Source organism: Sulfitobacter sp. GN1-4, assembly GCF_055693825.1.
In genome coordinates, this window is sequence record NZ_JBVFUQ010000003.1 from 24,520 (window position 1) to 49,648 (window position 25,129).

General features: G+C 58.4%; 21 protein-coding genes and 1 pseudogene. 9 read left to right on the forward strand and 13 right to left on the reverse strand.

Going from position 1 to position 25,129, the window contains the following annotated elements:
• The first annotated feature begins 171 nt into the window (after positions 1-171).
• From dnaK to radC, 3 genes are all read left to right on the forward strand, one after another.
• Positions 172-2,088, forward strand: coding sequence for a molecular chaperone DnaK (gene dnaK, locus ACZ1HM_RS00780; RefSeq protein ID WP_472740571.1), 1,917 nt, complete (start codon positions 172-174; stop codon positions 2,086-2,088).
• A gap of 79 nt (positions 2,089-2,167) precedes the next feature.
• A complete protein-coding gene (gene dnaJ / locus ACZ1HM_RS00785; protein ID WP_472740573.1) occupies positions 2,168-3,319 on the forward strand; it encodes a molecular chaperone DnaJ in 1,152 nt (383 codons plus the stop codon).
• Between the two features lie 134 nt (positions 3,320-3,453).
• Positions 3,454-4,203, forward strand: coding sequence for a RadC family protein (gene radC, locus ACZ1HM_RS00790; RefSeq protein WP_472740575.1), 750 nt, complete (start codon positions 3,454-3,456; stop codon positions 4,201-4,203).
• Positions 4,204-4,274: 71 nt separating this feature from the next.
• Here the strand turns inward: radC and ACZ1HM_RS00795 are convergent, their stop codons facing one another.
• From ACZ1HM_RS00795 to secA, 3 genes are all read right to left on the reverse strand, one after another.
• Positions 4,275-5,834, reverse strand: coding sequence for a phosphate ABC transporter substrate-binding/OmpA family protein (locus ACZ1HM_RS00795; protein ID WP_472740577.1), 1,560 nt, complete (start codon positions 5,832-5,834; stop codon positions 4,275-4,277).
• Positions 5,835-5,852: 18 nt separating this feature from the next.
• On the reverse strand, positions 5,853-6,872 hold the full coding sequence (locus ACZ1HM_RS00800; protein WP_472740579.1) for a hypothetical protein: 1,020 nt from the start codon (positions 6,870-6,872) through the stop codon (positions 5,853-5,855).
• Positions 6,873-6,976: 104 nt separating this feature from the next.
• On the reverse strand, positions 6,977-9,691 hold the full coding sequence (secA, locus tag ACZ1HM_RS00805; RefSeq protein WP_472740580.1) for a preprotein translocase subunit SecA: 2,715 nt from the start codon (positions 9,689-9,691) through the stop codon (positions 6,977-6,979).
• Positions 9,692-9,865: 174 nt separating this feature from the next.
• On the opposite strand from secA, the gene ACZ1HM_RS00810 reads away from it, so the two are divergent.
• From ACZ1HM_RS00810 to mutT, 3 genes are read left to right on the forward strand one after another with little or no spacing between them, the layout of a single operon-like run.
• Positions 9,866-10,714 carry a peptidylprolyl isomerase gene (locus ACZ1HM_RS00810; protein WP_472740582.1) on the forward strand — a complete coding sequence of 283 codons (849 nt, stop codon included), beginning with the start codon at positions 9,866-9,868 and terminating at the stop codon, positions 10,712-10,714.
• Between the two features lie 6 nt (positions 10,715-10,720).
• A complete protein-coding gene (gene argJ / locus ACZ1HM_RS00815; protein WP_472740584.1) occupies positions 10,721-11,947 on the forward strand; it encodes a bifunctional glutamate N-acetyltransferase/amino-acid acetyltransferase ArgJ in 1,227 nt (408 codons plus the stop codon).
• On the forward strand, positions 11,944-12,342 hold the full coding sequence (gene mutT / locus ACZ1HM_RS00820) for an 8-oxo-dGTP diphosphatase MutT (RefSeq protein WP_472740586.1): 399 nt from the start codon (positions 11,944-11,946) through the stop codon (positions 12,340-12,342). Before argJ ends, mutT begins: the two co-directional genes overlap by 4 nt.
• 233 nt (positions 12,343-12,575) lie before the next feature.
• Here the strand turns inward: mutT and infB are convergent.
• From infB to pip, 6 genes and pseudogenes are all read right to left on the reverse strand, one after another.
• A pseudogene (infB, locus tag ACZ1HM_RS00825) lies at positions 12,576-15,043 on the reverse strand (translation initiation factor IF-2).
• 9 nt (positions 15,044-15,052) lie between these two features.
• The gene (locus ACZ1HM_RS00830; protein ID WP_472740588.1) at positions 15,053-15,676 is read right to left on the reverse strand and encodes an RNA-binding protein; all 624 of its coding nucleotides are present in this window, start codon (positions 15,674-15,676) and stop codon (positions 15,053-15,055) included.
• Positions 15,677-15,698: 22 nt separating this feature from the next.
• The gene (nusA, locus tag ACZ1HM_RS00835; protein WP_472740590.1) at positions 15,699-17,321 is read right to left on the reverse strand and encodes a transcription termination factor NusA; all 1,623 of its coding nucleotides are present in this window, start codon (positions 17,319-17,321) and stop codon (positions 15,699-15,701) included.
• Positions 17,321-17,905, reverse strand: coding sequence for a ribosome maturation factor RimP (gene rimP, locus ACZ1HM_RS00840; RefSeq protein ID WP_472740592.1), 585 nt, complete (start codon positions 17,903-17,905; stop codon positions 17,321-17,323). Before rimP ends, nusA begins: the two co-directional genes overlap by 1 nt.
• Positions 17,906-18,030: 125 nt before the next feature.
• Entirely contained in the window at positions 18,031-18,828 is a 798-nt protein-coding gene (locus ACZ1HM_RS00845) for an ABC transporter substrate-binding protein (RefSeq protein WP_472740594.1), read from the reverse strand.
• Between the two features lie 58 nt (positions 18,829-18,886).
• Positions 18,887-19,861, reverse strand: a complete 975-nt coding sequence (pip, locus tag ACZ1HM_RS00850) for a prolyl aminopeptidase (RefSeq protein WP_472740596.1) — start codon at positions 19,859-19,861, stop codon at positions 18,887-18,889.
• 48 nt (positions 19,862-19,909) lie between these two features.
• On the opposite strand from pip, the gene ubiG reads away from it, so the two are divergent.
• On the forward strand, positions 19,910-20,656 hold the full coding sequence (gene ubiG / locus ACZ1HM_RS00855) for a bifunctional 2-polyprenyl-6-hydroxyphenol methylase/3-demethylubiquinol 3-O-methyltransferase UbiG (protein ID WP_472740598.1): 747 nt from the start codon (positions 19,910-19,912) through the stop codon (positions 20,654-20,656).
• Positions 20,657-20,827: 171 nt separating this feature from the next.
• Here the strand turns inward: ubiG and ACZ1HM_RS00860 are convergent, their stop codons facing one another.
• From ACZ1HM_RS00860 to ACZ1HM_RS00875, 4 genes are read right to left on the reverse strand one after another with little or no spacing between them, the layout of a single operon-like run.
• Entirely contained in the window at positions 20,828-21,262 is a 435-nt protein-coding gene (locus ACZ1HM_RS00860) for a MarR family winged helix-turn-helix transcriptional regulator (protein WP_472740600.1), read from the reverse strand.
• 23 nt (positions 21,263-21,285) lie between these two features.
• Entirely contained in the window at positions 21,286-22,116 is an 831-nt protein-coding gene (locus ACZ1HM_RS00865; protein ID WP_472740602.1) for a carbon-nitrogen hydrolase family protein, read from the reverse strand.
• Positions 22,079-22,372: a glutaredoxin 3 gene (gene grxC / locus ACZ1HM_RS00870; protein WP_472740604.1), complete on the reverse strand. Its 294-nt coding sequence runs from the start codon at positions 22,370-22,372 to the stop codon at positions 22,079-22,081. Before grxC ends, ACZ1HM_RS00865 begins: the two co-directional genes overlap by 38 nt.
• 36 nt (positions 22,373-22,408) lie before the next feature.
• Entirely contained in the window at positions 22,409-23,143 is a 735-nt protein-coding gene (locus tag ACZ1HM_RS00875) for a ComF family protein (RefSeq protein WP_472740606.1), read from the reverse strand.
• A gap of 29 nt (positions 23,144-23,172) precedes the next feature.
• On the opposite strand from ACZ1HM_RS00875, the gene ACZ1HM_RS00880 reads away from it, so the two are divergent.
• Entirely contained in the window at positions 23,173-23,973 is an 801-nt protein-coding gene (locus ACZ1HM_RS00880; protein ID WP_472740608.1) for a methyltransferase domain-containing protein, read from the forward strand.
• A 79-nt stretch (positions 23,974-24,052) separates the two neighbouring features.
• A complete protein-coding gene (gene hemH / locus ACZ1HM_RS00885) occupies positions 24,053-25,105 on the forward strand; it encodes a ferrochelatase (RefSeq protein ID WP_472744536.1) in 1,053 nt (350 codons plus the stop codon).
• Positions 25,106-25,129 lie beyond the last annotated feature (24 nt).

The following is a 25,129-nucleotide window of genomic DNA, read 5'->3' on the forward strand; positions in this document are numbered from 1 at the left end:
GATTCCCTGTTCCAAGTCCGTCGGGGTGGTTGCAGCGCCCAAACCCCCTCCTTATATACGCTCCGAAGTGCTGAGGGCAGGGTGCCTGCAGCGTTATCGCTTCGGGGCAAAGGTGCCGTAACGGGCCTGCGTTCCGTGTCATCGCCTTGAGAGTTAAGAGGGATCGAAAATATGTCAAAAGTCATCGGTATTGACCTTGGTACAACAAACAGCTGCATCGCCATCATGGACGGCAGCCAGCCCCGCGTGATTGAGAACGCGGAAGGCGCACGTACCACCCCATCCATTGTCGCGTTCACAGATGATGAGCGCCTTGTGGGCCAGCCGGCAAAGCGCCAGGCGGTCACCAACCCTGATAACACCATCTTTGGTGTGAAGCGCCTGATTGGCCGCCGCAATGACGACGCGGATTTGGCCAAGGACAAGAAGAACCTGCCCTTTGCCGTCATTGATGGTGGCAACGGCGACGCCTGGGTTGAGTCCCGGGGTGAGAAATACTCCCCCTCCCAGATCTCTGCCTTCATCCTGGGTAAGATGAAAGAAACCGCTGAGAGCTATCTTGGCGAAGACGTCACACAGGCCGTTATTACTGTGCCCGCCTACTTCAATGACGCCCAGCGTCAGGCGACCAAAGACGCCGGTAAGATTGCAGGCCTTGAAGTGCTGCGCATCATCAACGAACCGACAGCCGCTGCGCTGGCCTACGGTCTGGACAAGGAAAACACCCAGACCATCGCGGTTTATGACCTTGGCGGCGGTACCTTTGACGTGACCATCCTTGAGATTGACGATGGTCTCTTTGAAGTGAAATCCACCAACGGGGATACTTTCCTGGGTGGTGAAGACTTTGACATGCGCATCGTCAACTACCTGGCGGGTGAGTTTAAAAAAGAGCACTCCGTCGACCTGACCAAAGACAAGATGGCGCTGCAGCGTCTGAAAGAAGCGGCAGAGAAAGCCAAGATTGAGCTTTCGTCTTCTTCTCAGACAGAGATCAACCAGCCGTTTATCTCCATGGGCAAAGACGGCGCGCCGCTGCACATGGTGATGAAGCTGACCCGCGCCAAGCTGGAAAGCCTGGTGGGCGATCTGATCAAAGCCTCCATGAAGCCGTGCCAGGCCGCGTTGAAAGACGCCGGTTTGACGGCAAATGACATCGATGAGGTGGTTCTGGTCGGTGGTATGACCCGGATGCCAAAGGTCATCGAAGAGGTCACCAAATTCTTCGGCAAAGAGCCGCACAAGGGTGTGAACCCGGATGAAGTTGTGGCCATGGGTGCCGCCATTCAGGCCGGTGTTCTGCAAGGCGACGTGAAGGACGTTGTTCTGCTGGACGTGACACCGCTGTCCCTGGGGATCGAAACCCTGGGCGGTGTTTTCACACGCCTGATTGACCGCAACACTACGATCCCGACGAAGAAATCTCAGGTCTTCTCCACCGCTGAGGACAACCAGAACGCGGTGACGATCCGGGTCTTCCAGGGTGAGCGTGAGATGGCCGCCGACAACAAGATCCTGGGTGCCTTCAACCTCGAAGACATCCCACCTGCCCCACGCGGCATGCCGCAAATCGAAGTGACCTTTGACATTGACGCCAACGGCATCGTGTCTGTGGGCGCTTTGGACAAAGGCACCGGAAAAGAGCAGAAGATCACAATCCAAGCCTCTGGCGGTCTGTCGGATGAGGACATCGACAAGATGGTCAAGGACGCCGAAGAGAACGCGGAGGCGGATAAGGAACGCCGCGAGCTGGTGGATGCCAAGAACCAGGCGGAAAGCCTGATCCACTCCACCGAGAAATCGCTGGAAGAGCATTCCGATAAGGTGGACCCAACCACGGTTGAAGCCATTGAGTTGGCCATCGCCGCGCTGAAAGACGAGCTGGAGACCGAAGATTCCGGCAAAATCAAAGCGGGCATCCAGAACGTGACCGAAGCCGCAATGAAACTGGGTGAGGCGATTTATAAAGCTGCCCAAGAGGACGGGGATGAGGATGTGGCCACCGCTGCGGATGAGCCACGCGGTGACGACGATGACATCGTCGATGCCGAATTCGAAGACCTCGATGACGACAAGCGCGCATCGTAAATCGCGCCAAGGAACCCATGACAGGGCCGGTCCGAAACTGACGGGCCGGCCCTTCACGTTCCACAGCAAGGATTGATCCATGGCAAAACGTGACTATTACGAGGTGCTCGGGCTCGCCAAAGGCGCATCCGCAGATGAGATCAAGAAAGCCTATCGCGGCAAGGTCAAACAGCTGCACCCCGACCGAAATAAAGACAACCCAGAAGCCGAAAAACAGTTCAAAGAAGTCGGCGAAGCCTATGACGTGCTCAAGGACGGCGACAAGAAAGCCGCCTATGACCGATATGGTCATGCCGCGTTCGAAGGCGGTATGGGCGGCGGTGGCGGGCGCGGCGGCGGCTTTGGCGGTGGTCAGGGCGATTTCTCATCCGCTTTCTCTGACGTCTTTGACGACCTCTTTGGTGATTTTATGGGCCAGCGTGGCGGCGGCGGTGGACGCCGTGCCGCCCGGGGTGCCGATCTGCGCTACAATCTGCGTGTGACGCTGGAAGAAGCCTATTCGGGGATGCAGAAATCCATCTCCGTCCCAACCTCTGTCCAATGCGAAAGCTGCACGGGCTCCGGCTCAGAAGGGGGTGCGGAACCCACAACCTGCCCCACCTGTTCGGGCATGGGCAAAGTGCGCGCACAACAGGGTTTCTTTACCGTTGAACGGACGTGCCCCACATGCGGTGGCTTGGGCCAAATCATCAAGAACCCCTGCAAAGGCTGCGGCGGTTCTGGACGCACGGAAAAAGACCGCACGCTAAGCGTCAACATCCCTGCTGGTGTTGAAACCGGCACCCGGATTCGGCTGGCAGGCGAAGGCGAAGCCGGCATGCGCGGCGGGCCTTCTGGTGATCTCTATATCTTTATCGAAGTGGCCGAACATGAGTTGTTTGACCGCGAAGGGCCCAACCTCTTTTGTCGGGTGCCCGTTTCAATGAGCACCGCCGCCCTGGGTGGCAACATTGAGGTGCCCACCATCGATGGCGGCCGCGGACGTGTCCAAATCCCATCGGGCAGTCAGTCTGGCCGTCAAATGCGGCTGCGTGGCAAGGGCATGCCCCCACTGCGCGGCGGGGGTGTGGGTGACATGATCATCGAATTGGCAGTTGAGACCCCAGTGAACCTGACGTCCAAGCAAAAAGAGCTTTTGCGCGAATTCGAAGAGCTTTCATCAGAGAATAATCCCGAAAGCAGCAGTTTCTTTTCCACGGTGAAAAGCTTCTGGGATTCGATGAAAGGCTGAAAACGCTAGGAGATACCGATGCCCTGCACCTGATGCGGGGCCTCGGTGCGCAGCCGCTGCCAAAGACCCTTTCACAGCCGCCTGTGACCCAGGCAGATTAACGCTTCGGTAACCATGTCATGTGACTTTCTCGCATGATCAACGCTGATCAGCCTGCGCTTCCTCTTATGCTGGACGAAGCCCCAATGACGGTGCCCATCGCGGGCAAGCAGCCGTCTTATATTCGGGATCACCGCCAACGGTTGCGCGCCCGGTTTATGGGGGCTGGGGCTGATGCTTTGCCCGATTACGAACTGCTTGAACTGGTGCTGTTCCGCGCCATTCCGCGACAGGATGTCAAACCGCTGGCGCGGGCGCTGATCGACCAGTTTGGTGACTTTAACCGCGTCATCACAGCGGCTGAAGCCCGGCTACGCGACGTGCGCGGCGTTGGGGATGCCGTTATCATCGAACTCAAACTGATGGAGGCCGCCGCCCAACGCCTGGCCCGCGCGCGGGTATTACAGCACAGCGTCCTGTCCAGTTGGGACGCGCTGATTGATTATTGCCACACCACCATGTCGCACCGGGAAACGGAACAGTTTCGCGTTTTGTATCTGGACCGTAAGAACGTCGTCATAGCGGATGAAGCGCAGGCAAGTGGCACGGTTGATCACGTGCCGGTTTACCCACGGGAAATCGCGAAAAGGGCGCTGGAGCTTAACGCCTCTGCGCTCATTCTGGTGCACAACCACCCTTCGGGTGACCCCACACCCTCAACTTCTGACATTGATATGACGGGTCAGGTCCAACAGGCCTGCGCAGCACTTGGGCTCACGCTGCATGACCATCTGATCATCGGCAAATCGCAAGAGCTTAGCTTTCGCTCAGAAGGGTATCTTTGACCGCCGCCTGGGTTGTGGCCCGTTGCGCGTGAAAGGCCGCGAGGTTTTGCGGATGTTGGCGGGCAGTCTCTTTAGCGGACCCAAACCTCAACACGTCGGTTCGCCTGCCGCCCCCAAGATGTATCATCACAGGCCATCGGCATCGCCTCACCAAAAGCATCCACGCCCAGTTGCACGCGCTCCAGATTTGCGGTGACGGCGGCTGCACTCACCGCGCGTGATACTGCTTCTGCCCGGCGCAGCGCGATGTCGCGGTTGGATCGTGCCGCCCCCTGCCCGTCACTAAAGCCCACAAACAGCAACTGACGCGCGTCGTATTGCCCTTGTTCTAACGCGCGGGCGAGCTGCTGCACATTTGAGCGTGATTGCGCATCGAGCCGGATAGAGCCTGTTTCAAACCGAAAGGACGTCGTCAGCCGCGCCATCGGCGACAGGGTGGCCACCATACGCTGCAACTCTTCCAGCGGGATCTCAGAGCCAGCAACGCTGATCGCGTTGGCAAAGCGGTTGCCCTGTTGCTCTACCGAGATTTCCTCGGGCGCTTGATCAACGAAACCCGCACGCCGGATCACGTTCTGCGCGCCAGGGCCACGGGTAAAGGCCAAAAATTCCCGCGCCACACGCGGCAAGCGTCGCGCCGGGAAATAGAGAAACATGGGCGCCGTCAACGGATAGTCTTCGGTCTTGATGGTGCGGCGTGACGCATCAAGCGCAAAGCCACAGGTGCCGCCCAAGGTTAACACACGGGTGTTGCGCCGTTCTGCGTAGCTGGTGATGCCAAGGGCCAGCGTGTCACGCGACACAGCATCGGAAATCCCTTCGGGTAATGCATGGCGCGTTGCCATCTCTGTAAAGTCCAATGACGCAGGCGACATGACCTGATCCTCAATGGCCTGCGTCAACCCGCTGGAGGGGGTTGGCAGGTGCAGATCAATAGGCGCATCCGGCCCGCCCAAAGCCTGCCAATTGGTGATGCGTCCGGCAAAAACCTCGGCCAGCACTTTGGGTGAGATATCCTTGATCGGGTTGCCCAGCGCCACAATGGGAACAACCGCATCCAGCGCCAGCACGCGGCTTCGGTTGGGGCCTGTCAGATCGCCCAAGCCCGCGTCGCGGGCATTGTTGCGTTCATCTGGCCTGATCTCACGCAGGGCCATGACGATATCCGCCTCATCGGCCAACAGATCGGCGAAACCTTCGTCTGTGTTACTGGCGCGAAAGGAAAACCGCGCGGCTAGCTTGCCAGTATCATTACGCGTTAGCGCCAGAACGAACCGTGTAGGATCAACATCTTCGCGGGTGACAGTATAGCCACTGCGCTGCGCATAGGCGTTTACCAGCGCGGGCATCAAAACAGACCCCATCGTGGCAGAGCCCGACAGATCCACTTCGGCGACAAAGTCCTGCAAGTTCGGGCAGCCCGGCCCCAGACAAGACACGCCAGACCCGTCCACCGTCAGCTCACCGTATTCGGATTGCACGCGGTAGAATTCACCATCAAAGCCCAACAGCGTACCGTTGATCTCAACCTTACCGTCCCGCGACGTCAGCGTGACATCTTGAGCCAGTGCCATCAGGGGCAAAAACAGAAAAAGTGCAGCGGAAACCGCCGCACGTTTCAAGTTGGGCATAAGACCTCAAACGCCGGATTAGTTCGCAGCGACTTTCAGGTCTTGCAGCAGATTATTCAACACCAGAAAGCTGCCTTCGGCTTCGCAATCTGGCACGGGCAGGGTCAGGTTCTGCGTTTTGACCTGCCCATCTGCCTGCAGCTCCAGCGATTGCGCTTCGACTTCCAAGCCGCAGTTGGCCGCTGTCACTTCGGTTTCGACAGACAGGCTGATGTTGCCAGAGCGGTTGTTGCTGCCGCGGGGGAAGCTGTAGATCTCAGCCAAGAGCGGCTCTGCCGCGTTGGTGTCGCCCAACCGGGTGATCATGCCGCTTTCCCCGGTCACCGCTGCGGCGACATCGCCGGGCTGACCTTGCCAGATATGGCCATCGCTGCCGTAGTCTGCGCCGAATTCGCGGGCGTGAATTTCAAAGCCAGAGTTGCCCTTCCACTGCAAAACAGCGCGGTCATAATCGGCCAGTTCCACCACTTCGGTCTGGGCCACAGCGCCTTCGCCGTTTGCAAAGGCTATGATGTAGACAGCCGATTCAGACAAAGCAGGCACGCGCAGGTCCAGCATGCCGCTGGCAGAGGTTGTTTCGGTAAACAGCATCCCGTTGTGATGCACTGTTACGCGTTCGTTGGGGTAACAGGCCGCTTCCATGCTGAGGTTGACCATGGCACCCGCAACGGCGCGCGCCTCTGCGATCATCTCACAGGTGGGTTCGGCATCGGCCATAACCTCAGCCACATCAGGCGCTTGAACGCCGGGCACCTGCGGTGTTTCCAAAATGGACTGCGGCGCAGAGGCGGTCATGACTTCGGCTTCGGTGGCGGGCGTCATGATCGAGTTTTCGTAATCACCTGAGGTCAGTGTGATTTCTTGCATCTCAATCACGGAATTCTCGGCGCTGGCCCCTTTTAGGACGGGCCGTTCCTCAACTGGGCCGGCCTGACCATAGTGAACCTCAGCAGAGTCTGAGCTCTGCATGATAAAGCCGATACCAATAGCGCCAGCCAAGGTGCCAACTGCCGTTAGTACTTCTTTCCTGCGCAACATCGCTTTGTCCCTTCAAACGGAATCAATCAAAGCGAGAATTGCGAATGTTCAGGGCCTGGTTATGACCACGATTTGGGCATTTCTAGGCAAAAGCTGGGCAGAGGCTATGCCAACCGACCGTGGCAGTGCTTGAATTTCTTACCGGATCCACAGGGACACAGATCATTTCGGCCCGGGTTGCCCCAAGTTGATGGATCATCCTCAACAAATCCGGGCAAGCGTTCGCCCGTTGGCGCATCCTCTGCTGTGTCAGCGGGTGCCGCGGCTTGCGCCTGTGCGGCAGCAACGGCCGCCTGTTGGGCTGCAAGCTCTTGCATCATGGCCGCGCGCTCTTCTTCGGTCATCGGTTGGATCTGGCCAAGCTTTTGCGTCACTTCCTGACGCAGGCTGTCCAACATCCCTTCGAAAAGCTGGAAGGATTCGTTTTTATATTCGTTCAACGGATCCCGCTGCGCATAGCCACGGAACCCCACAACTGAGCGCAGATGCTCAAGCGTGGTCAGGTGGTCGCGCCATTTGCTGTCGATGACCTGCAGCAACATCTGCTTTTCGATGGTGCGCATGTTCTCTTCGCCAAAACGCTCAGCCTTTTCGGCCATCATCTGGTCCGTGGCCTCACTCAGCCGTTCGCGGATCACGTCATCATCAACGCCGTCTTCCTCACACCAGTCTTTGACCGGCAGGTCCATGTTCAGCTGTTCGGCAACCGCCGCCTGGAACCCTTCGGTATCCCACTGATCAGCGTAGGTTTTGGGCGGCATATACGTCTCAATCAGGTCATCAATCACCTGATAGCGCATGTCGTTGGTCACCTCTGACAGATCATCACTTTCCATGATGTCGCGGCGCTGGCCAAAGATAACCTTACGCTGTTCGTTCATCACGTCATCGAACTTCAACAGCTGTTTGCGGATGTCAAAGTTGCGGCCCTCAACCTTGGCCTGCGCGCGTTCCAGCGATTTGTTCACCCAGGGGTGCACGATCGCCTCGCCTTCCTTCAGGCCCAGGGTGGTCAGAACCTTTTCCAGCCGTTCAGAGCCGAAGATGCGCATCAGATCGTCTTCCAATGACAGGAAGAAAGACGTGCGGCCCGGGTCACCCTGACGGCCAGAGCGGCCGCGCAGCTGGTTGTCGATCCGGCGGCTTTCATGCCGTTCGGACGCCAGGACATAAAGGCCACCGGCCTCCAGCACCTTTTGCTTTTCACCCGCGTGTTCCGCTTCAATCCGCGCGCGGACATCGTTTGGATCAGCCTCAGGATCTGCGGTGATCGCCTCCAGCACTTTCATCTCAACGTTGCCGCCCAGCTGAATGTCCGTGCCGCGACCGGCCATGTTGGTGGCGATGGTCACCGCACCCAGCTTGCCCGCATCCGCAATGATCTGCGCCTCTTGTTCGTGCTGGCGCGCGTTCAGAACGTTGTGCGCAATGCCTTCAGCCGTCAGCATCTGGCTCAGCAGTTCGGATTTCTCAATTGAGGTTGTACCAATCAGGCAAGGCTGGCCCTTGGCGTTGGCCTCTTTCGCCTTGCCGATCATCGCCTGATATTTCTCACCAACGGTGCGGTAAACCTCATCATCCTCATCAACCCGCGCAACTGGCAAGTTGGTCGGGATTTCTACAACACCCAGCCCGTAGATCTGGCCAAATTCCTCTGCCTCGGTCAGGGCGGTCCCCGTCATCCCGGCCAGCTTGTTATAAAGGCGGAAGTAGTTCTGGAAGGTCACAGAGGCCAGTGTCACGTTCTCGGGCTGGATCTGACAGCCTTCCTTGGCCTCAATCGCCTGATGCAAACCGTCGGACAAACGGCGCCCCTGCATCATCCGTCCGGTGAATTCGTCGATCAGCATGATCTCACCGTCGCGAACGATGTAGTCTTTGTCTTTCATAAAGAGCTTATGCGCGCGCAGACCCTGATTGACGTGGTGCACGATGGTCGTGCTTTCCGGATCATAAAGGGATTGGCCTTCTTCCATCAGACCGTTTTGGTGCAACAGCTCTTCAAGGAACTCATTGCCATCGTCGGTAAAGGTCACGTTGCGGGTCTTTTCATCCAGCTCAAAATGTTCATCCACCAGCTCTGGGATCAGCTTGTCGATGGTCAAATACATGTCAGAGCGGTCTTGGGCCGGGCCCGAGATGATCAGCGGCGTGCGCGCTTCATCAATCAGGATGCTGTCGACCTCATCCACAATGGCGAAGTTGTGGTGTTTTTGCAGGATCTCATCCAGGTTCGACTTCATGTTGTCGCGCAGATAGTCGAAACCTAGTTCATTGTTCGTGGCATAGGTGATGTCGCAATTGTAGGCGTCATGCTTTTCCTGCGTGCCCTGGCCAGAGATCGCCGCGCCAGTAGTCATGCCGAGGGCGGCAAACACCTTGCCCATCCATTCCGCATCCCGCTGAACAAGGTATTCGTTCACCGTGACCACATGCACACCTTTGCCGGTCAGCGCATTAAGATAGGCGGCCAGCGCCGCGGTCAGGGTTTTACCCTCACCCGTCTTTTGTTCTGAGATATTCCCTTGATGCAGAAAGATCGCCGCAATCATTTGCGTGTCAAAGGCACGGATGCCTAGCGCACGGCGCGCGGCCTCCCGGCAGTTGGCAAAGGCCTCTGGCAGCAGGGCATCCAAGCCTTCGCCACCGGTGGCGCGCTTGCGCAGCTCTTCGGTCTTTTCCTTAAGCCCATCATCGCTCAGCTTCTCGATCTCAGGCTCCAGCGCGTTGATCTTGTCCACCAGCGGGCGCACGGCTTTGATCTTGCGATCATTTGGCGTGCCAAAGACCTTTTTGGCGATTGTTCCGAAACCCAGCATATGCTCTCCAAACGAAGAAGTGATTGTGCGCGCCATCTGCTTGCCCAGCGCGGGTTCTGCCCATAGATAGATGGACGAACAAGGCTTTTGCGTGCGCCGTTAAAGGCGATGTAAGGGCCGCACCAAATACTGTCAATGTAGCAGCCCTTTGCTGGGCCAAGAGGTAGGACAAGCATGCAAAAACCCCTCACATTTCTGGCATCCGCCGCACTTAGCATCGCTTTGGCCGTGCCGGGCTTTGCTCAGGATGAAATGACGCTTGAAACCGTGGTGGCCACGGTCAACGGCAAAGACATCACATTGGGTCACATGATCGTGGCGCGCGCCGGTCTGCCAGACCAGTATCAGCAACTGCCAGATGAGGTCCTGTTTGAGGGCATTCTGGACCAGCTGGTTCAACAAACAGCGCTCTCTGACACGTTGACCGGTGAACTTCCTGCACGCGTCACCCTGTCGCTGCAAAACGAAACACGGTCCCTGACAGCCGCCGAAGCGATCGAACAATCCATGGCAGCCCCCGTAGATGAGGCTGACATCGTCGCAGCCTATGACGCGCAATATGCAGGCCAAGACCAGGGTGAGGAATATAACGCCTCGCACATTCTGGTTGAAACCCAAGAGGCCGCACAAGCCATCAAGGCAGAGCTGGATGAGGGCGCTGATTTTGCCGAAATGGCGCGTGAACGCTCCACCGGGCCATCCGGCCCTGGCGGCGGATCATTGGGCTGGTTCGGCAAGGGCATGATGGTCCCCAGCTTCGAAGAAGCGGTGATCGCGCTTGAACCCGGTGCCATCTCTGACCCTGTTGAAACCCAGTTTGGCTGGCACGTCATCTTGCTGAATGAAACCCGCCAGATCGAAGCACCTTCCATGGCATCCGTCCGTGAAGAGCTAGAGCTGCAGATCCGTCAAACCCGCGTTCAAACCTATATCGAAGAGGTGACAGCGGCAGCAGATGTGGATCAAAGCGGGGCCGAAGGCATTGACCCGGCCATCATCAAAAACATCGAGTGGTTGGAGTAAGCCGCTTTGGCGCAGATCACCAAGGTTTCCCCGCTCGCCCCTGCCAGCTTTCCCAATTTGCCTGAGGTTGGCGGCGTCACCTTCGCCACCGCAGCTGCCGGGGTAAAATACCAAGGCCGCGATGACGTGATGTTGGCTGAGTTGGCCCCGGGCACAACCATCGCCGGCGTTTTCACCCGCTCACAAACCCGCGCGGCCCCCGTTTTGGACTGCCAGGGCAAAATGGGCGGCCCGTCAGATGCTGGTGCCGCGATTTTGGTAAACTCAGGCAACGCCAATGCTTTTACCGGACGGGGCGGCATGGAGGCGGTCCAGGCGATCACCGGTGCCGTTGCGACAGCCTGCGATGTGCCCGAGCACCGTGTGTTCACCTCCTCCACCGGTGTCATCGGTGAACCCTTACCGCATGAGCGCATCACTGCGGTGATTGGCCAGTTGCACACCGCCCAAGACGCAAGCACCGTGGAGCAGGCCGCACGGGCCATCATGACAACGGACACCTTTGCCAAAGGTTCTGCAAAAACCATCGAAGTCGATGGAAAACCGGTCAAGATCGTCGGCATCGCAAAGGGGTCTGGCATGATCGCCCCGGATATGGCGACGATGCTTGTCTATCTCTTTACCGATGCGCAGGTGGACCAAACAGCGCTGCAAGCGATGGTCGCCGCCCATGCCGATCTCACCTTCAACTGCATCACCGTGGACAGCGATACCTCCACCTCTGACAGTCTGATTGTTGCGGCAACCGGCGCGTCGGGCATCGATGCCTCAGACAGCCTCGCCTTTTCCAGCGCGTTGGGGGACGTGATGCTGGATCTTGCGCACCAGGTCGTGCGCGATGGTGAAGGGGCCACAAAGTTTGTCGAGGTGCGCGTGACCGGCGCGCTGACGGATGCAGAAGCCAAGCAGCACGCGCTGTCCATCGCCAATTCCCCGCTGATCAAAACGGCCATCGCAGGAGAAGACCCAAATTGGGGTCGCGTTGTGATGGCCATCGGCAAATCAGGGGCCACAGCAGATCGCGACCGCCTCTCCATCCGTTTTGGCGATGTGCTGGTCGCCGAAAACGGCTGGCAACATCCCGAGTATCGTGAGGTTGAGGCGGCTGCCCATATGAAGGGGCAGGAGATTACCATCGGTGTTGATCTGGGCATCGGAGGCGGCAAATCCACAGTTTGGACCTGCGATCTGACCCACGGCTATATTGAAATCAACGCGGATTACCGCTCATGAAAACGGTTCTTGTCTCTGCAGTTGCCCTGATCGACGTGGACGGCCGCGTTCTGCTGGCCCAGCGGCCCGAAGGCAAATCCATGGCAGGCCTATGGGAATTTCCCGGCGGTAAAGTTGAGCCTGGCGAAACACCAGAAGCCGCTCTGATCCGCGAGCTGGAAGAAGAGCTTGGGATCAACACCTGGCAGTCTTGTCTGGCACCTCTGACATTTGCGAGCCACAGCTATGATGATTTCCATCTGCTGATGCCGCTTTTTGCCTGCCGGAAATGGGAAGGCACGCCAATGTCCAAGGAAAATCAGGCACTGAAATGGGTCCGTGCCCGTGATCTGCGGGACTACCCGATGCCAGAAGCGGATATTCCCCTGATCCCGATTTTGCGCGATTGGCTCTGAACCAATGCGTACGGCTGCCCTGGTGGGACTGCCCAACGCAGGCGGTAGCATCCAAATAACATCTGTTGATTGAGTTTTAGAAGAAAGATGAAGCGAGACGGTGTCGCTTCATCTTTCCCTTATAACTCAAAAGCCACCCTTTCAAAAAAGAGCGGCGGCCTGTGGGGGTATATCACAGCAAAAAGGGGCTGCTTTGACGCAACCCCTTTTTAAAAACTCAACGCGGTTTGGCGTTACAGTGTCCGGGTCACTTCTTCCCGCTCGAAAATCTCGATCACATCATCTGGGCGGATGTCATCGTAGTTTTCAAACGCCATGCCGCATTCCTGACCGGATTGTACCTCTGGCACCTCATCCTTGAAACGCTTGAGCGTTTTCAGGGTACCCTCGTGGATCACCACGTTGTCGCGCAGCAGACGCACACCAGCAGAGCGGCGCGCGACACCTTCGGTGACCAGACAGCCGGCAACCTTGCCAACGCCCGTGACCTTAAAGACCTCTTTGATATTGGCGTAGCCAATGAAGTTCTCTTTGATCTCAGCGCTCAACAGACCAGAGGCCGCTGCTTTTACGTCATCCACAAGGTCGTAGATGACGGAGTAGTATCGGATCTCAACACCTTTTGGTTCGCCGTGTTCCGGGCAGAGGCGTTAGCACGGACGTTAAAGCCCATGATCGGCGCGCCTGAGGCTTCGGCCAGACCCACGTCTGTTTCCGTGATCGCGCCCACACCAGAGTGCAGCACGCGCACGCGTACCTCATCGTTGCCGATCTTCTCCATCGCTTGCACGATCGCTTCAGCAGAACCCTGCACATCGGCTTTGACCAAAATGGGCAGTTCAGAGACGTTTTCATCGGCCTTGGCATTCGCCATCAGCTGTTCCAGGGTCGTCGCCGCACCGGCCGCCGCGCGTTTGTCTTTCGCGGCTTTCTCACGGTAATCGGCAATCTCACGCGCCTGGGCTTCGGTTTCTGTCACGTTCAACACATCGCCCGCTTCGGGCGTGCCGTTCAGGCCAAGCACCTCAACCGGCACCGAAGGTGCGGCTTCTTTCACCCGCTCGCCTTTGTCGTTGATCAGCGCGCGGACCTTGCCGTACTGCTCACCCACAACAAAGATGTCGCCCTGACGCAGCGTGCCGTTCTGTACCAGAACTGTCGCCACAGGGCCGCGGCCCACGTCCAGCTGGGCCTCAATCACGGCACCAACAGCGGCGCGATCTGGGTTCGCTTTCAGCTCCAAGATCTCGGCCTGCAGCGCAATCGCTTCCAGCAGCTGATCCAGGCCCTTACCGTTCATGGCAGACACTTCAACGTCCTGAACATCACCGGACAGCTTTTCCACGATCACTTCGTGTTGCAGCAAATCGGTGCGCACCTTGTCTGGGTTGGCCTCAGGCTTGTCGATCTTGTTGATCGCCACGATCATCGGCACTTCTGCCGCTTTGGCGTGGTTGATCGCTTCGATTGTCTGCGGCATCACCGCATCGTCCGCAGCCACCACCAGAACCACGATATCCGTGACCTGAGCACCGCGCGAACGCATGGAGGTAAAGGCCGCGTGGCCCGGCGTATCAAGGAAGGACAGCACCGTGCCATCATCGGTTTTCACCTGATAGGCACCGATGTGCTGGGTGATCCCGCCTGCTTCGCCAGACACAACTTTGGCGTTGCGGATCGCATCCAAGAGAGATGTCTTACCGTGGTCAACGTGGCCCATGATGGTGATGACAGGGGGCCGGGATTTGAGATCTTCGGCTTTGTCTTCAACCTCTTTGATCACGTCTTCGACGTCAGCATCAGAGACGCGGGTCACCTTGTGGCCGAACTCTTCGATGATGAGTTCTGCTGTGTCGGCATCAATCGTCTGGTTCTGCGTGACCATCATGCCGTTGTTCATCAGCGCTTTGACAACATCTCCCACACGTTCGGCCATCCGGTTGGCCAGTTCAGACACCACAATCGCCTCAGGCAATTGTACGTCGCGCACCACCTTTTCACGCTCAACAGAGCCGCCCATCGCCTTTTGGCGCGCACGCTCTTGTTTGCGCTTCATGGCGGCCATGGAACGTTGGCGTCCGCCCTCGCCACCAGACAGCGCCTGGTTCACGGTCAGCTTGCCGGAGCGGCGGTTGTCACCGCCACGGTTCTTTTTGTTGGTGTCTTCGCGGTCACGATCAGACTTGCGCGGCGTTTGCGCAGGCGCTTGCTTGGTTGCAGGCGCACGGGCAGCAACAGGCTCAACTGGTGCGGCGGCAGCGGCCCGGGCGGCAGCGGCGGCTTCACGGCGGGCGCGTTCTTCTTCCTCGGCTTTCGCCTTGAGGGATTCTTCGCGTTCGCGGTCTGCCTTTTCTTTGGCTTCCTGTTCGGCGCGGCGGCGCTCACGGTCTTCTGCGCGGGCCTTTTCTTCGGCTTCGCGGGCAGCGGCTTCTTCCTGCTCGCGCGCCTTGGCGGCCTGAACAGCCTTCAGCCGGCGCTCCATCTCAGCGTCAGAGATGCCAGCGGGTCGCTTGGACGGATCGCCCACAGGTTTTCCACCCGCACCCGCAGGTTTCGCCGCGCCCGGCTTGGGCACCACAACGCGCTTGCGCTTTGTTTCCACTACGACGTTTTTTGTCCGCCCGTGGCTAAAGCTCTGCTTTACGTTGCTGGGGCGCGAACCGCCCAAACCCAATGTCTTTCTGCCGTCACTATCGCTCATGTAGCTCGTCTATCCTTTCGGGCTGGCCGTATCGCCACCCTCAATTTTGCGCACGCCTTTAAGTCGTTGGGCCTCCTCTACAACACGCAGAGTGAGTCCACCAGAGGCGAGCGCCCCATGTATCACAGTTTGGCGACCGAATGCCAAACCCAATTCATCTGAGGTCAAAACCCCAATGTAATGGCCGTAATGCGGGGTGCTTAGTTTCGATTTGCCCCGCCCAGAGCCGTCGCTGGCCTGGATCAACACCTCAGCTTCTTCGGTTTGAAGCCAGGATTTCACCTTTTCATATCCGGCCACCGCACGGCCGCCTTTGCGCTGGAGCGAGATCAGCTCAACCACCCGGTGGGCCAGCTGGCGCTCAACCTCATCCACCAGCCCGTCTGGCACGGTGACTTGCGCCTTGGCCCCGCGGGCAAAGAGCTTTTTCTTGACCGCCAGGTCCAGCGCTGCACGGTCTGCAGCCACAAAGATGCCGCGGCCCGGCAGTTTGCCCAAAACATCCGGCACGATCTGGCCTTCGGGCCCCACCACAAAGCGGATCAAGCCATGTTTTGGCTGCACCTCGCCTGTGGCAATGCACTTGCGGTCAGGACCGTCAGAGCGGTCTTTTGAGGCGCCACCGCGACCCATCTTGGCCAACCGAGGCCTGAAATCAGGCCTCGGCCTCCTGGGCGTCTTCGCCCTCTTCCGCACCTTCTTCGGCGTCCGCTTCCAGATCTGCCGGATCGACCCAGCCCAGCATGACGCGGGCGGTCATGATCAGATCCTGCGCTTCTTCCAAAGTGATGCCGAAGGATTCCAGCGTGCCGTCATCCTTCACACGTTCACCATTCACGGTGGTCCAGCCGCCGGCCAGTTCCCAGTCCGCGCAGGTGGCGAAATCTTCCAGCGTTTTCACATCGTCTTTCGCCAGCGCTTCAATCATCTGGGGGGTCAGACCCTCAAATTCAACCAGGCTGTCCTCAACGCCCAAGGCGCGGGCCGCTTCCAGGGCCGCTTTGTTCTGTGCTTCCAGCACATCACGGGCGCGGGCCTGCAGCTCATTCGCGGTGTCTTCGTCCACACCGTCAATGACCAGCAGTTCGTCCACTTCGACATAGGCCACTTCTTCGAGGTTGGTGAAGCCTTCGGCCACCAAGAGCTGGGCAAAGAATTCGTCCAGATCCAGCGTGTCCATAAAGAGCTTGGTGCGCTGTTCAAATTCAGCCTGACGGCGCGCGCTTTCCTGCTCTTCTGTCATGATGTCGATATCAAGCGCGGTCAGCTGAGACGCCAGACGCACGTTCTGACCCCGACGGCCAATCGCCAGGCTCAGCTGTTCTTCGGGCACGACAACTTCGATCTTGCCGGCCTCTTCGTCCAGAACCACCTTGGACACCTCAGCAGGCTGCAAAGCGTTGACCAAGAAGGTTGGCTGATCTTCGTTCCAAGGGATGATGTCGATCTTTTCACCCTGCAGTTCGTTCACAACCGCCTGAACCCGAGAGCCGCGCATACCCACACAGGCCCCCACCGGGTCAATCGACCCATCATAGGAAATCACAGCAATCTTGGCGCGCGAACCGGGGTCACGGGCGACGGCCTTGATCTCAATGATGCCATCGTAAATCTCTGGCACTTCCATTTTGAACAGCTCTGCCATGAACTCAGGCGCGGTACGGCTAAGGAAAATCTGTGGCCCACGCTGTTCGCGGCGCACGTCCTTGATGTAGACGCGGATGCGGTCATTCGGGCGATAGCTTTCGCGGCCAATCTTTTCGTTGCGGCGCAGGATGCCTTCGCCAGGGTTCATATCAACGATGACGTTGCCATATTCTTCACGTTTGACCTGGCAGTTGATGATCGTACCAACGCGGTCTTTGAATTCTTCGTACTGCTTATCCCGCTCCGCTTCGCGAACCTTTTGCAAGATCACCTGCTTGGCAGACTGGGCGGCGATCCGGCCCATCTCAACCGGGGGCACCTCTTCGACAAAGGTATCCCCGACGGCGGGGTTTTCCATGTACTGCTTGGCTTGCTCAACCGTGAACTCCGCCTGATAGTTCTCAAGCTCTTCGTCCTCAACCACAGTGCGGACGCGGGTAAAGGTCGCCTTACCGGTCTTGCGGTCAATCGACACGCGGATGTCCATTTCAGCACCGTAGCGGGACTTGGCCGCGCGGGCCAGCGATTCTTCCATCGCCTCAACGACCAGCGCAGGGTCGATCATCTTTTCGCGGGCCACAGCCTCGGCAGTTTGCAACAGCTCAAGCTGGTTGGCGGATGTAATGGCCATTAGTCTTCTCCCTCCGCGGGTTCTTCTTCGATGGAATCAAATTTGGTTTCGTCGATCGCACCTGACGCTTTGCGTTGGCGCAGCATTTCGCTGATCAGCTCATCAGTGAGCACAAGCTTGGCGTCAGACAGCCAATCAAACTTCAGACCGATGGTGCCTTCAGCCACGTTAATCAGGACCTCATCGCCCTCGATCCCCGCCAGCTCACCCTTAAAGCGGCGACGGCCATCGATCAGCTCTTCTGTCTCAATCTTGGCCTCATACCCCTCAAAGGCGTCAAAATCCTTGAGCCGGGTCAGCGGCCGGTCGATGCCGGGGCTTGAGACCTCAAGCGTGTATTCATCCAAAATCGGGTCTTCGACATCCAGCACAGCGCCAATCGCGGTGTTGATCTGCGCCAGATCATCCACCTCAATCCCGCCATCAGGGCGGTCCGCCATGATCTGCAATATGGTCTGCTTGCCCGACATCAATCGCACGCGCACCAGCTCAAACCCCATGTCCTCAATCACCGGTGTGATGATCTCGGCCATGCGGCGGTCAATGGCGGCTTTGGCAATAAGCGTGTTCGCTGTGTTGGTCATCTTGCTTTCAGGCACAAAAAAACGGGCGCGCGGCCCGTTTGCGATTTCGGTGGAGCGTTTGGTGTGGACCCGAACGCGCCGCTGTTGAAGGGGATATACGGGGTGGGGGGCCAAACTGCAAGGGGTTACGCAAACCACCACCGCTCTGCCGCCCGCAAGTTATCCAGCGGACGCAGGCCGCTTACCACTTTGGGCTGCGCCACATCGGCCGATACTGCCTCAGTCGGCCTGCGCCGGTTAGGCAGAAAGGTGATGTCCGGCAGATCGGTCAGCGCACCGGGATCGCGCAGATCCACGGCATCCACCATATATTCAGCCAAGGCCTGCCCGCGCACCTGCTCAGCTGGGATGGAGGTCAGCTCAACCTCATCAAACCAACCGGCTGTCTCACCCTTGTAGTGCTGCGCCACCCGCTGGGTCAGCAAACGCTGGCCGGGGGTGAAGTGTTTGACCTGATAAAGACCGGTGCCAATACCGCTGCCCGGGGCGTGGGCCGGTGCGATATAAAACTCAGGCTGCGCCAAACGCAGCGCAAATGCGGGATCCGGCGCGTGCAAATCAAAGGTCACGTGATGCGCAGAAGTCGCCGTCACAACGCCCTGGTCAAAGCCAGCAGCACTCGCCACTACATCAGTGGCGGTGAAGGGCATGCCATCATGAAAGGTCACATCCTGGCGCAGATCAAACTCCCAAACGCGCGCGTCGCTGGAAGCGGTCCAATCCAACGCCAGCTCGCGTCGCAGGGTCCCGTCCGCAGCCACCTCTGTCAGCGTGTCAAAGACCAACCCCTGCCGGGCCACCTGCATGAAAAGACCATCGCCTCTCTGCCAACTGTCCGTCCGCAACGCGCCCGACAGCGCCATGCGCAACCGCCCGCCCCGCTGGGGCACACCCGCCGCAGACACACCCGTTGCCGCCAGCAAAGCTGCGGCAGCCGCGCTTGAAAAAGCGCACGTCTGTCCAGAAGGGAGGACCGTTTGGTCATGCAGAGGCTCCGATTTGATCCATCGCGCGCACCAGTTCAGCCGAAATCCCCGGCTCTGACAAGGCATGGCCGGCATTGCGCACCATCTTCAACGTGGCCGCAGGCCAGTTTTGCGCCAAGGCATAGGCGCTGCTGGGCGGACAAATCATGTCATAGCGGCCCTGTACGATCACCCCGGGGATCTCCGCAATTCGGGGCATGTGGGCAAGGATTTGGCCATCAAACTCCAAAAACGCCCCATTGATGAAATAGTGATTCTCTAGCCGCGAAAAGGCGCGCGCATAATCTGAAGGCCCCTCATGCCCGCCGCCTGACGAATGGATCGACGCCAACGCGTTCTCCCAGGCCGCCCAGGCCCGGCCATAGCGTTGCTCCATCGGCAGGTCACCAGAAAACAACCGCCGGTGATAGGCCGCAATCAAATCATCCCGCTCATCTTCCGGGATCAAGGCAACAAACCGTTCCCAAACCTCAGGCCAGAATTTGCCCGCCCCGCCGCCATAGAACCAATCAAGCTCCGCTTGCGTGGCCAAAAACACACCGCGCAGCACAAGATTGCGCACCGCCTCTGGATGGGTCTGGGCATAGATCAACGAAAGCGTCGCCCCCCAAGAGCCGCCAAAGACCACCCACTGCTCAATTCCCAGCTCGCGGCGAATCATTTCGATGTCTGCGACCAGATGCCACGTCGTGTTGTCCGTCACACTGGCATGCGGGCGTGAACGGCCACAGCCGCGTTGGTCAAACAGGATCACCCGAAAGATCTGCGGATCAAAATAACGCCGCATAGAGGGGCTGCACCCCCCGCCGGGCCCACCATGTAGCACAACAACCGGAATGCCATCCGGGTTGCCACATTGCTCCATATAGACCTGATGGCCCTGACCCACGGCCAGCATCCGCTGATCAAACGGGTCAATCGGCGGGTAAAGGTACTGCACAGCGCGTTTTTGGTCGGGAAACTTATCCATCACCGCCCTATATAGCTCTGGAGAGATGAAGAACATAGGGAGCGCATGATGCAAACTGCGCAAACAACAGTTGATGCAGGTGAAATTGCGAAATTTGAGGCAATGGCGGCTGAGTGGTGGGATCTGAACGGTAAGTTCAAACCGCTGCACATGCTCAACCCCTGCCGGTTGGATTACATCACCCAGCAAATCGCAGCAGAATTTGACCGCGATCTGAAGGGAGCCCAACCTTTCAAAGGGCTGCGTATCCTTGATATCGGATGCGGTGGCGGTCTGCTGTCAGAACCTATGGCACGGTTGGGGGCCGAGGTTGTGGGTGCTGACGCGGCGGCGGGCAATATTCCCGTGGCGCGCATCCATGCAGAACAATCCGGGCTGGATATTGATTACCGCCACACCACCGCCGAAGACATGTCTGCTGCTGGGGAACAGTTCGACGTGGTGCTGAACATGGAAGTGGTCGAACATGTGGCCTCCCCCATCGACTACCTGCGCGCCTGTCATGATCTGCTCAAACCAGGCGGATTGCATATTTGCTCTACCATCAACCGCAACCCCAAGTCCTATGTCATGGCGATCATTGGCGCAGAGCACATCATGCGCTGGCTGCCCAAAGGGACACATGAATGGTCCAAGTTCATCACACCGGACGAGCTTTTTAACCTGATGAGCGAAGCCGGGATGGAGCCTGTGGACCGCAAGGGGTTTGTGTTCAACCCGATCGCCTGGACCTGGGGCCTTTCAGACCGCGATTTGAGCGTGAATTACGTCACCGCAAGTTTGCGACCCGCGTAGTGTACTGGCCCGCGAAGGTCGGTTTTTGGATGAGATCTTTGAATAAGTTATAGTGGAAAGATGAAGCGCGCCGTTTCGCTTCATCTTTCAAACTACAACTCAAATGCAACCTATCAGCCCGTGAAACGGATGTTATGGCCCACGGGGGCCCAGGCATCTGACGGAAGCGCGCTAAACGAGCTTTTCCCGGATTTCGCGCAAGATGGGCAGGGCGGCGCGCGCGTGATCTTCGCCCAGCGCTTCGACCACTTCATTGATCATCGGTGTGATGGCAGACATGGCCGTATCTCGCGCCAAGCGGCCTGCGGGGCTGATCGCCACGATTTTACGGCGGGCATCATCCCAATCGGGACTGATATTGACGTATCCCGCCCACTCCAGCTTGTTCAGGGTGTTGGTCATCGCACCGCGTGTGACCCCAAACCGTTCAGCCAGCCGCGCTGGAGAGGTTTGTTCACGTTGGCGTGCAAGATGGTTCAGCACAGAAAAATGCGAGATTTCCATGCCCTTGGGCAAGACCCGGCTAAGCCGCCCGCGCATGGCGTGATCGGCCGCCAGCAGTTCGCTGAACAACATGATCGCCAGGGTATTTTTATCTTGTGCCATGCACTGTCCGGGTCAGAGGCCGCTTAGGGGCCAGAAAAGTCGCGCGCATTGGCAAGGCTGGGCACCTTGCGTCGTGCGTCGTCCCCTTTTTTCATATCCAAATCAAACTTGTAAACGCCAGGCGCGGTGCCTGCATCCAAAAGAACCTCTCCCCAGGGATCAACGACCAAAGAATGACCATAGGTATCGCGCGTCTTGTGGGAGTTGCTGGCGTGGGTGCCGGTTTGCGCAGGGGCAATCACGAAACAACCCGATTCGATGGCCCGGGCGCGCAGCAGCGCATGCCAATGCGCCGCACCCGTCACCGGCGAAAAGGCCGCAGGCACGGTCAGGATCTGCGCACCCGCCTTGGCCAGCGCCCGGTAGAGGTGGGAAAAGCGCACGTCATAACAGACCGACATGCCGATTTTGGCAAAAGAGGTATCGGCCACCACAGCGGTTTCACCTGGCCGGTATCCTTCGGATTCTTTCCAGGTTTCCGTGGCGCTGATCTGCACATCGAACATGTGGATTTTGTCATAGGACGTAACGATCTGACCCTGGGGGTCAATCACGAAAGACCTGTTGGCAAAACGGCCATCAGCATCGTTGGTTTTCAGCCCGAGCGAGCCGATCAGCAGCCAGATGCCTGCGGCTTGCGCCTCGGCCCGCAGGGCGGCGAGGGTGATGTCGTCTTCTTGATACTGCAGCACATCCTGCTGGTGGGCGCGGCTGGTGGATATACAGTTGGTCACTTCGGGCGTCAGAATGAACTCAGCCCCCTCTGCCACCGCGTCGCGCAGCATTGCGCGGGTGGTGGGTAGGTTAACGGCCGGATCATCCGTGACGTTCAGCTGTAGAATAGCCCCCCGCATTATGCGGCCAGCAGGGGTCAAGCTTGCCGGCTTGCTCAAGCGCGTAAAGATCATCGCAGCCGCCCACATGGGTATCGCCAATAAAGATCTGAGGCACGGTGCGGCCACCATTTGCGCGGGCAATCATCTCGGCCTTGCGGGCGGGTTCGGCCAGCACGTCAACCTCGCTGAAGTCAACGCCTTTGCTGTTCAGCAAGCGTTTTGCAGCATGGCAGAAGCCACAAAGCGGGGAGGTGTAGATTTCGACAGGTTTCATGACCCGGTCCTTTCAACAGCGGTGTTGAAAGGTCATTTAAGCGTCTTTGGCCACCCGCGCCAGTGTCACAACGCATATCGGCCCTGCACCGGCATCACGGCAGGCCTGCGTGCAGGCCGCGAGCGTGGCCCCGGAGGTCATGACATCATCGACAATCAGGACCGGTCGGCCAATCAACCGGTGGCGGCGGTGTGGGTGGACGCGGATGCTGTTTTCAACAGCCTCTTGGCGTTCGACCCGACCCAAACCATCAAGCGTGCGGGTGCGGCGAAAGCGTTGCAGCAGATCGGGGGCCATGGGCCGGTCCACCTGCCGCGCCAGGGCTTTGGCCAGCAGCGCAGACTGATTAAAGCGGCGTTTGATCATCCGCTGCCAATGCAGAGGCACCGGCGCAATCAATGTGTTGGGCGTGATCAAAGGGGCCGCCGCCTGTGCCAGCCAAAGCCCGGCGGGGCGCGCAATCTCTTGCCGGTCCCCGTGTTTAAGCGCCAGCACCAGTTTGCGCCCCGTGTCGCGGTAAAGCAGAGCGGCACGCCCACGTGACCAGGGCGGCGGGGCGTGCATGCAGCTGTCACAAGTGACGGCCTCATTTCCCACCTCCCCCGGCAGGGGCACGCCGCAACTGTCGCACACCGTGCCGCCAATAAAAGCGGCTTCGCGCCAGCAACTGCCGCACAGGCCATAGTCACCATCGACAACATCACCGCAGGTCAGGCAGCGCGGCGGATAAACCGCATCAAGCCCGGTTTGCAACCTGTCCAACAACGCCATATGTGACCCCAATGACTGAAAGACCCCTCATGACAGATGTGCACGCGCTGCACAGCCGCCGCCAGCGTGCGACGGAGGATGCGTTGTTTTTGCACCGCGCCGCAGCTGATGAGATCGAGGATCGGCTAAAGACAGTTAATATGCCGTTTACCGCGCCTGCGATTGTGACCGGTTTTGCAAAGAGCTGGTCAGATGTCGTGCCAAACGCACTCATGATTGCAGACCGCGAAACCCTGGATATCGGTCAAGCGCAGCATGATCTGGTTGTCCACGCGATGTGCCTTCACTGGGCCAACGATCCGGTGGGGCAATTGATCCAATGCCGTCGCGCGCTGAAACCGGATGGGTTGTTTCTGAGTGCATCTTTTGGCGGACAAACCTTGCATGAATTGCGCGCCTGTCTGGGGCAGGCAGAGGTTGAGATCACGGGCGGTCTGTCACCCCGCATCGCACCGATGGGTGAATTGCGGGACCTGGGCGGTTTGTTGCAACGTGCGGGCTTTGCCCTGCCTGTTGCAGATGCGGTGCCGCTGGCGGTGAGCTATGCGGATATCTGGGCCTTGATGCGCGATCTGCGCGCAATGGGAGAGACAAACGCGCTGCACTCGCGGCTGCGCCAACCCACCCGGCGCGCGGTCTTTGACCGTGCCGCGACGCTCTACCGCGACAACTTTGCCACCGATGAGGGCCGGATCACCGCAACCTTTGAGCTGATCTTTCTCACCGGATGGGCCCCCGCAGATCATCAACCCAAACCTTTGCGCCCTGGATCTGCACAACAACGTCTTGCAGATGCGCTTGGCACAGCTGAGACAAAACTACCCAATTGACCATTTCCAGATCGCCTCTATCTGACAGCGAGAGATTTCGTTAAGGACCACGGGCATGGATTTATCTAAGGATCACAAGATGCAAGCTGCGCGCCCCGCACATGCAAACGAAGATCACCCCGCCGTCCCCCGTCAGCGGGTCGGTGTGCTTGTGGCCAACCTGGGCACACCGGACAATTATGACTATTGGTCGATGCGTCGGTATCTCGGGGAATTTCTGTCAGACCGCCGGGTGATTGATTATTCGCCCTGGCTTTGGCAGCCCCTGTTGCAGCTGATCATCCTGACCAAACGGCCCTTCACCTCAGGTGCTGCATATAAGTCCATCTGGAATGAAGAAGAGGGCGAAAGCCCGCTGATGACGATCACCAAGGCACAGACCGCCAAGATCACTGCCGAGATGAAAAAGCGGTTTGGCGATGATGTGATGGTCGATTTCTGCATGCGCTATGGCAACCCTTCTACCCGCTCCAAGGTGGCGGAGATGACCAAGGCGGGATGCTCTAAGATCCTGTTTTTCCCGCTTTATCCGCATTATGCCGGGGCGACGTCAGCCACCGCATGTGATGCGTTTTTTGCGGCCCTCGGCCATGAGAAATGGCAGCCCATCGCGCGTGTGGTTGAGCCTTATTTCGACCGTCCTGATTACATCGAGGCGCTGGCCCAATCTATTGAGCGGGCCTATGCCGCAGCCGAAAAGCGGCCCGATATTCTGATCTGTTCCTACCACGGCGTACCGCAGCGCTACCTGATGGAGGGCGATCCTTATCACTGCCAATGCCAGAAAACGACGCGCCTGTTGAAAGAGCGTTTGGGCTGGCAGGACACGGAAATCATGACCACCTTCCAGTCCAAGTTTGGGCCAGAGGAATGGCTGCAGCCCTACACCGTCGAAGAAGTCGCGCGCCAGGCCGAGCATGGCAACAAGAACATCGCCGTCTGCGCCCCGGCCTTCTCAGCCGATTGCATTGAGACGCTCGAAGAGATCAACGAAGAGATCAAAGAAAGCTTCGAAGAAGCAGGCGGAGAGCATTTTACATATATTCCCTGCCTCAACGATGATCCTTTGCACATCGACGCGCTTTCCAATGCGATTGAAGAAAACCTCAAAGGCTGGGTTGAGCGGAAATGATTCCTTGTGCCAGGGTATTGCCCC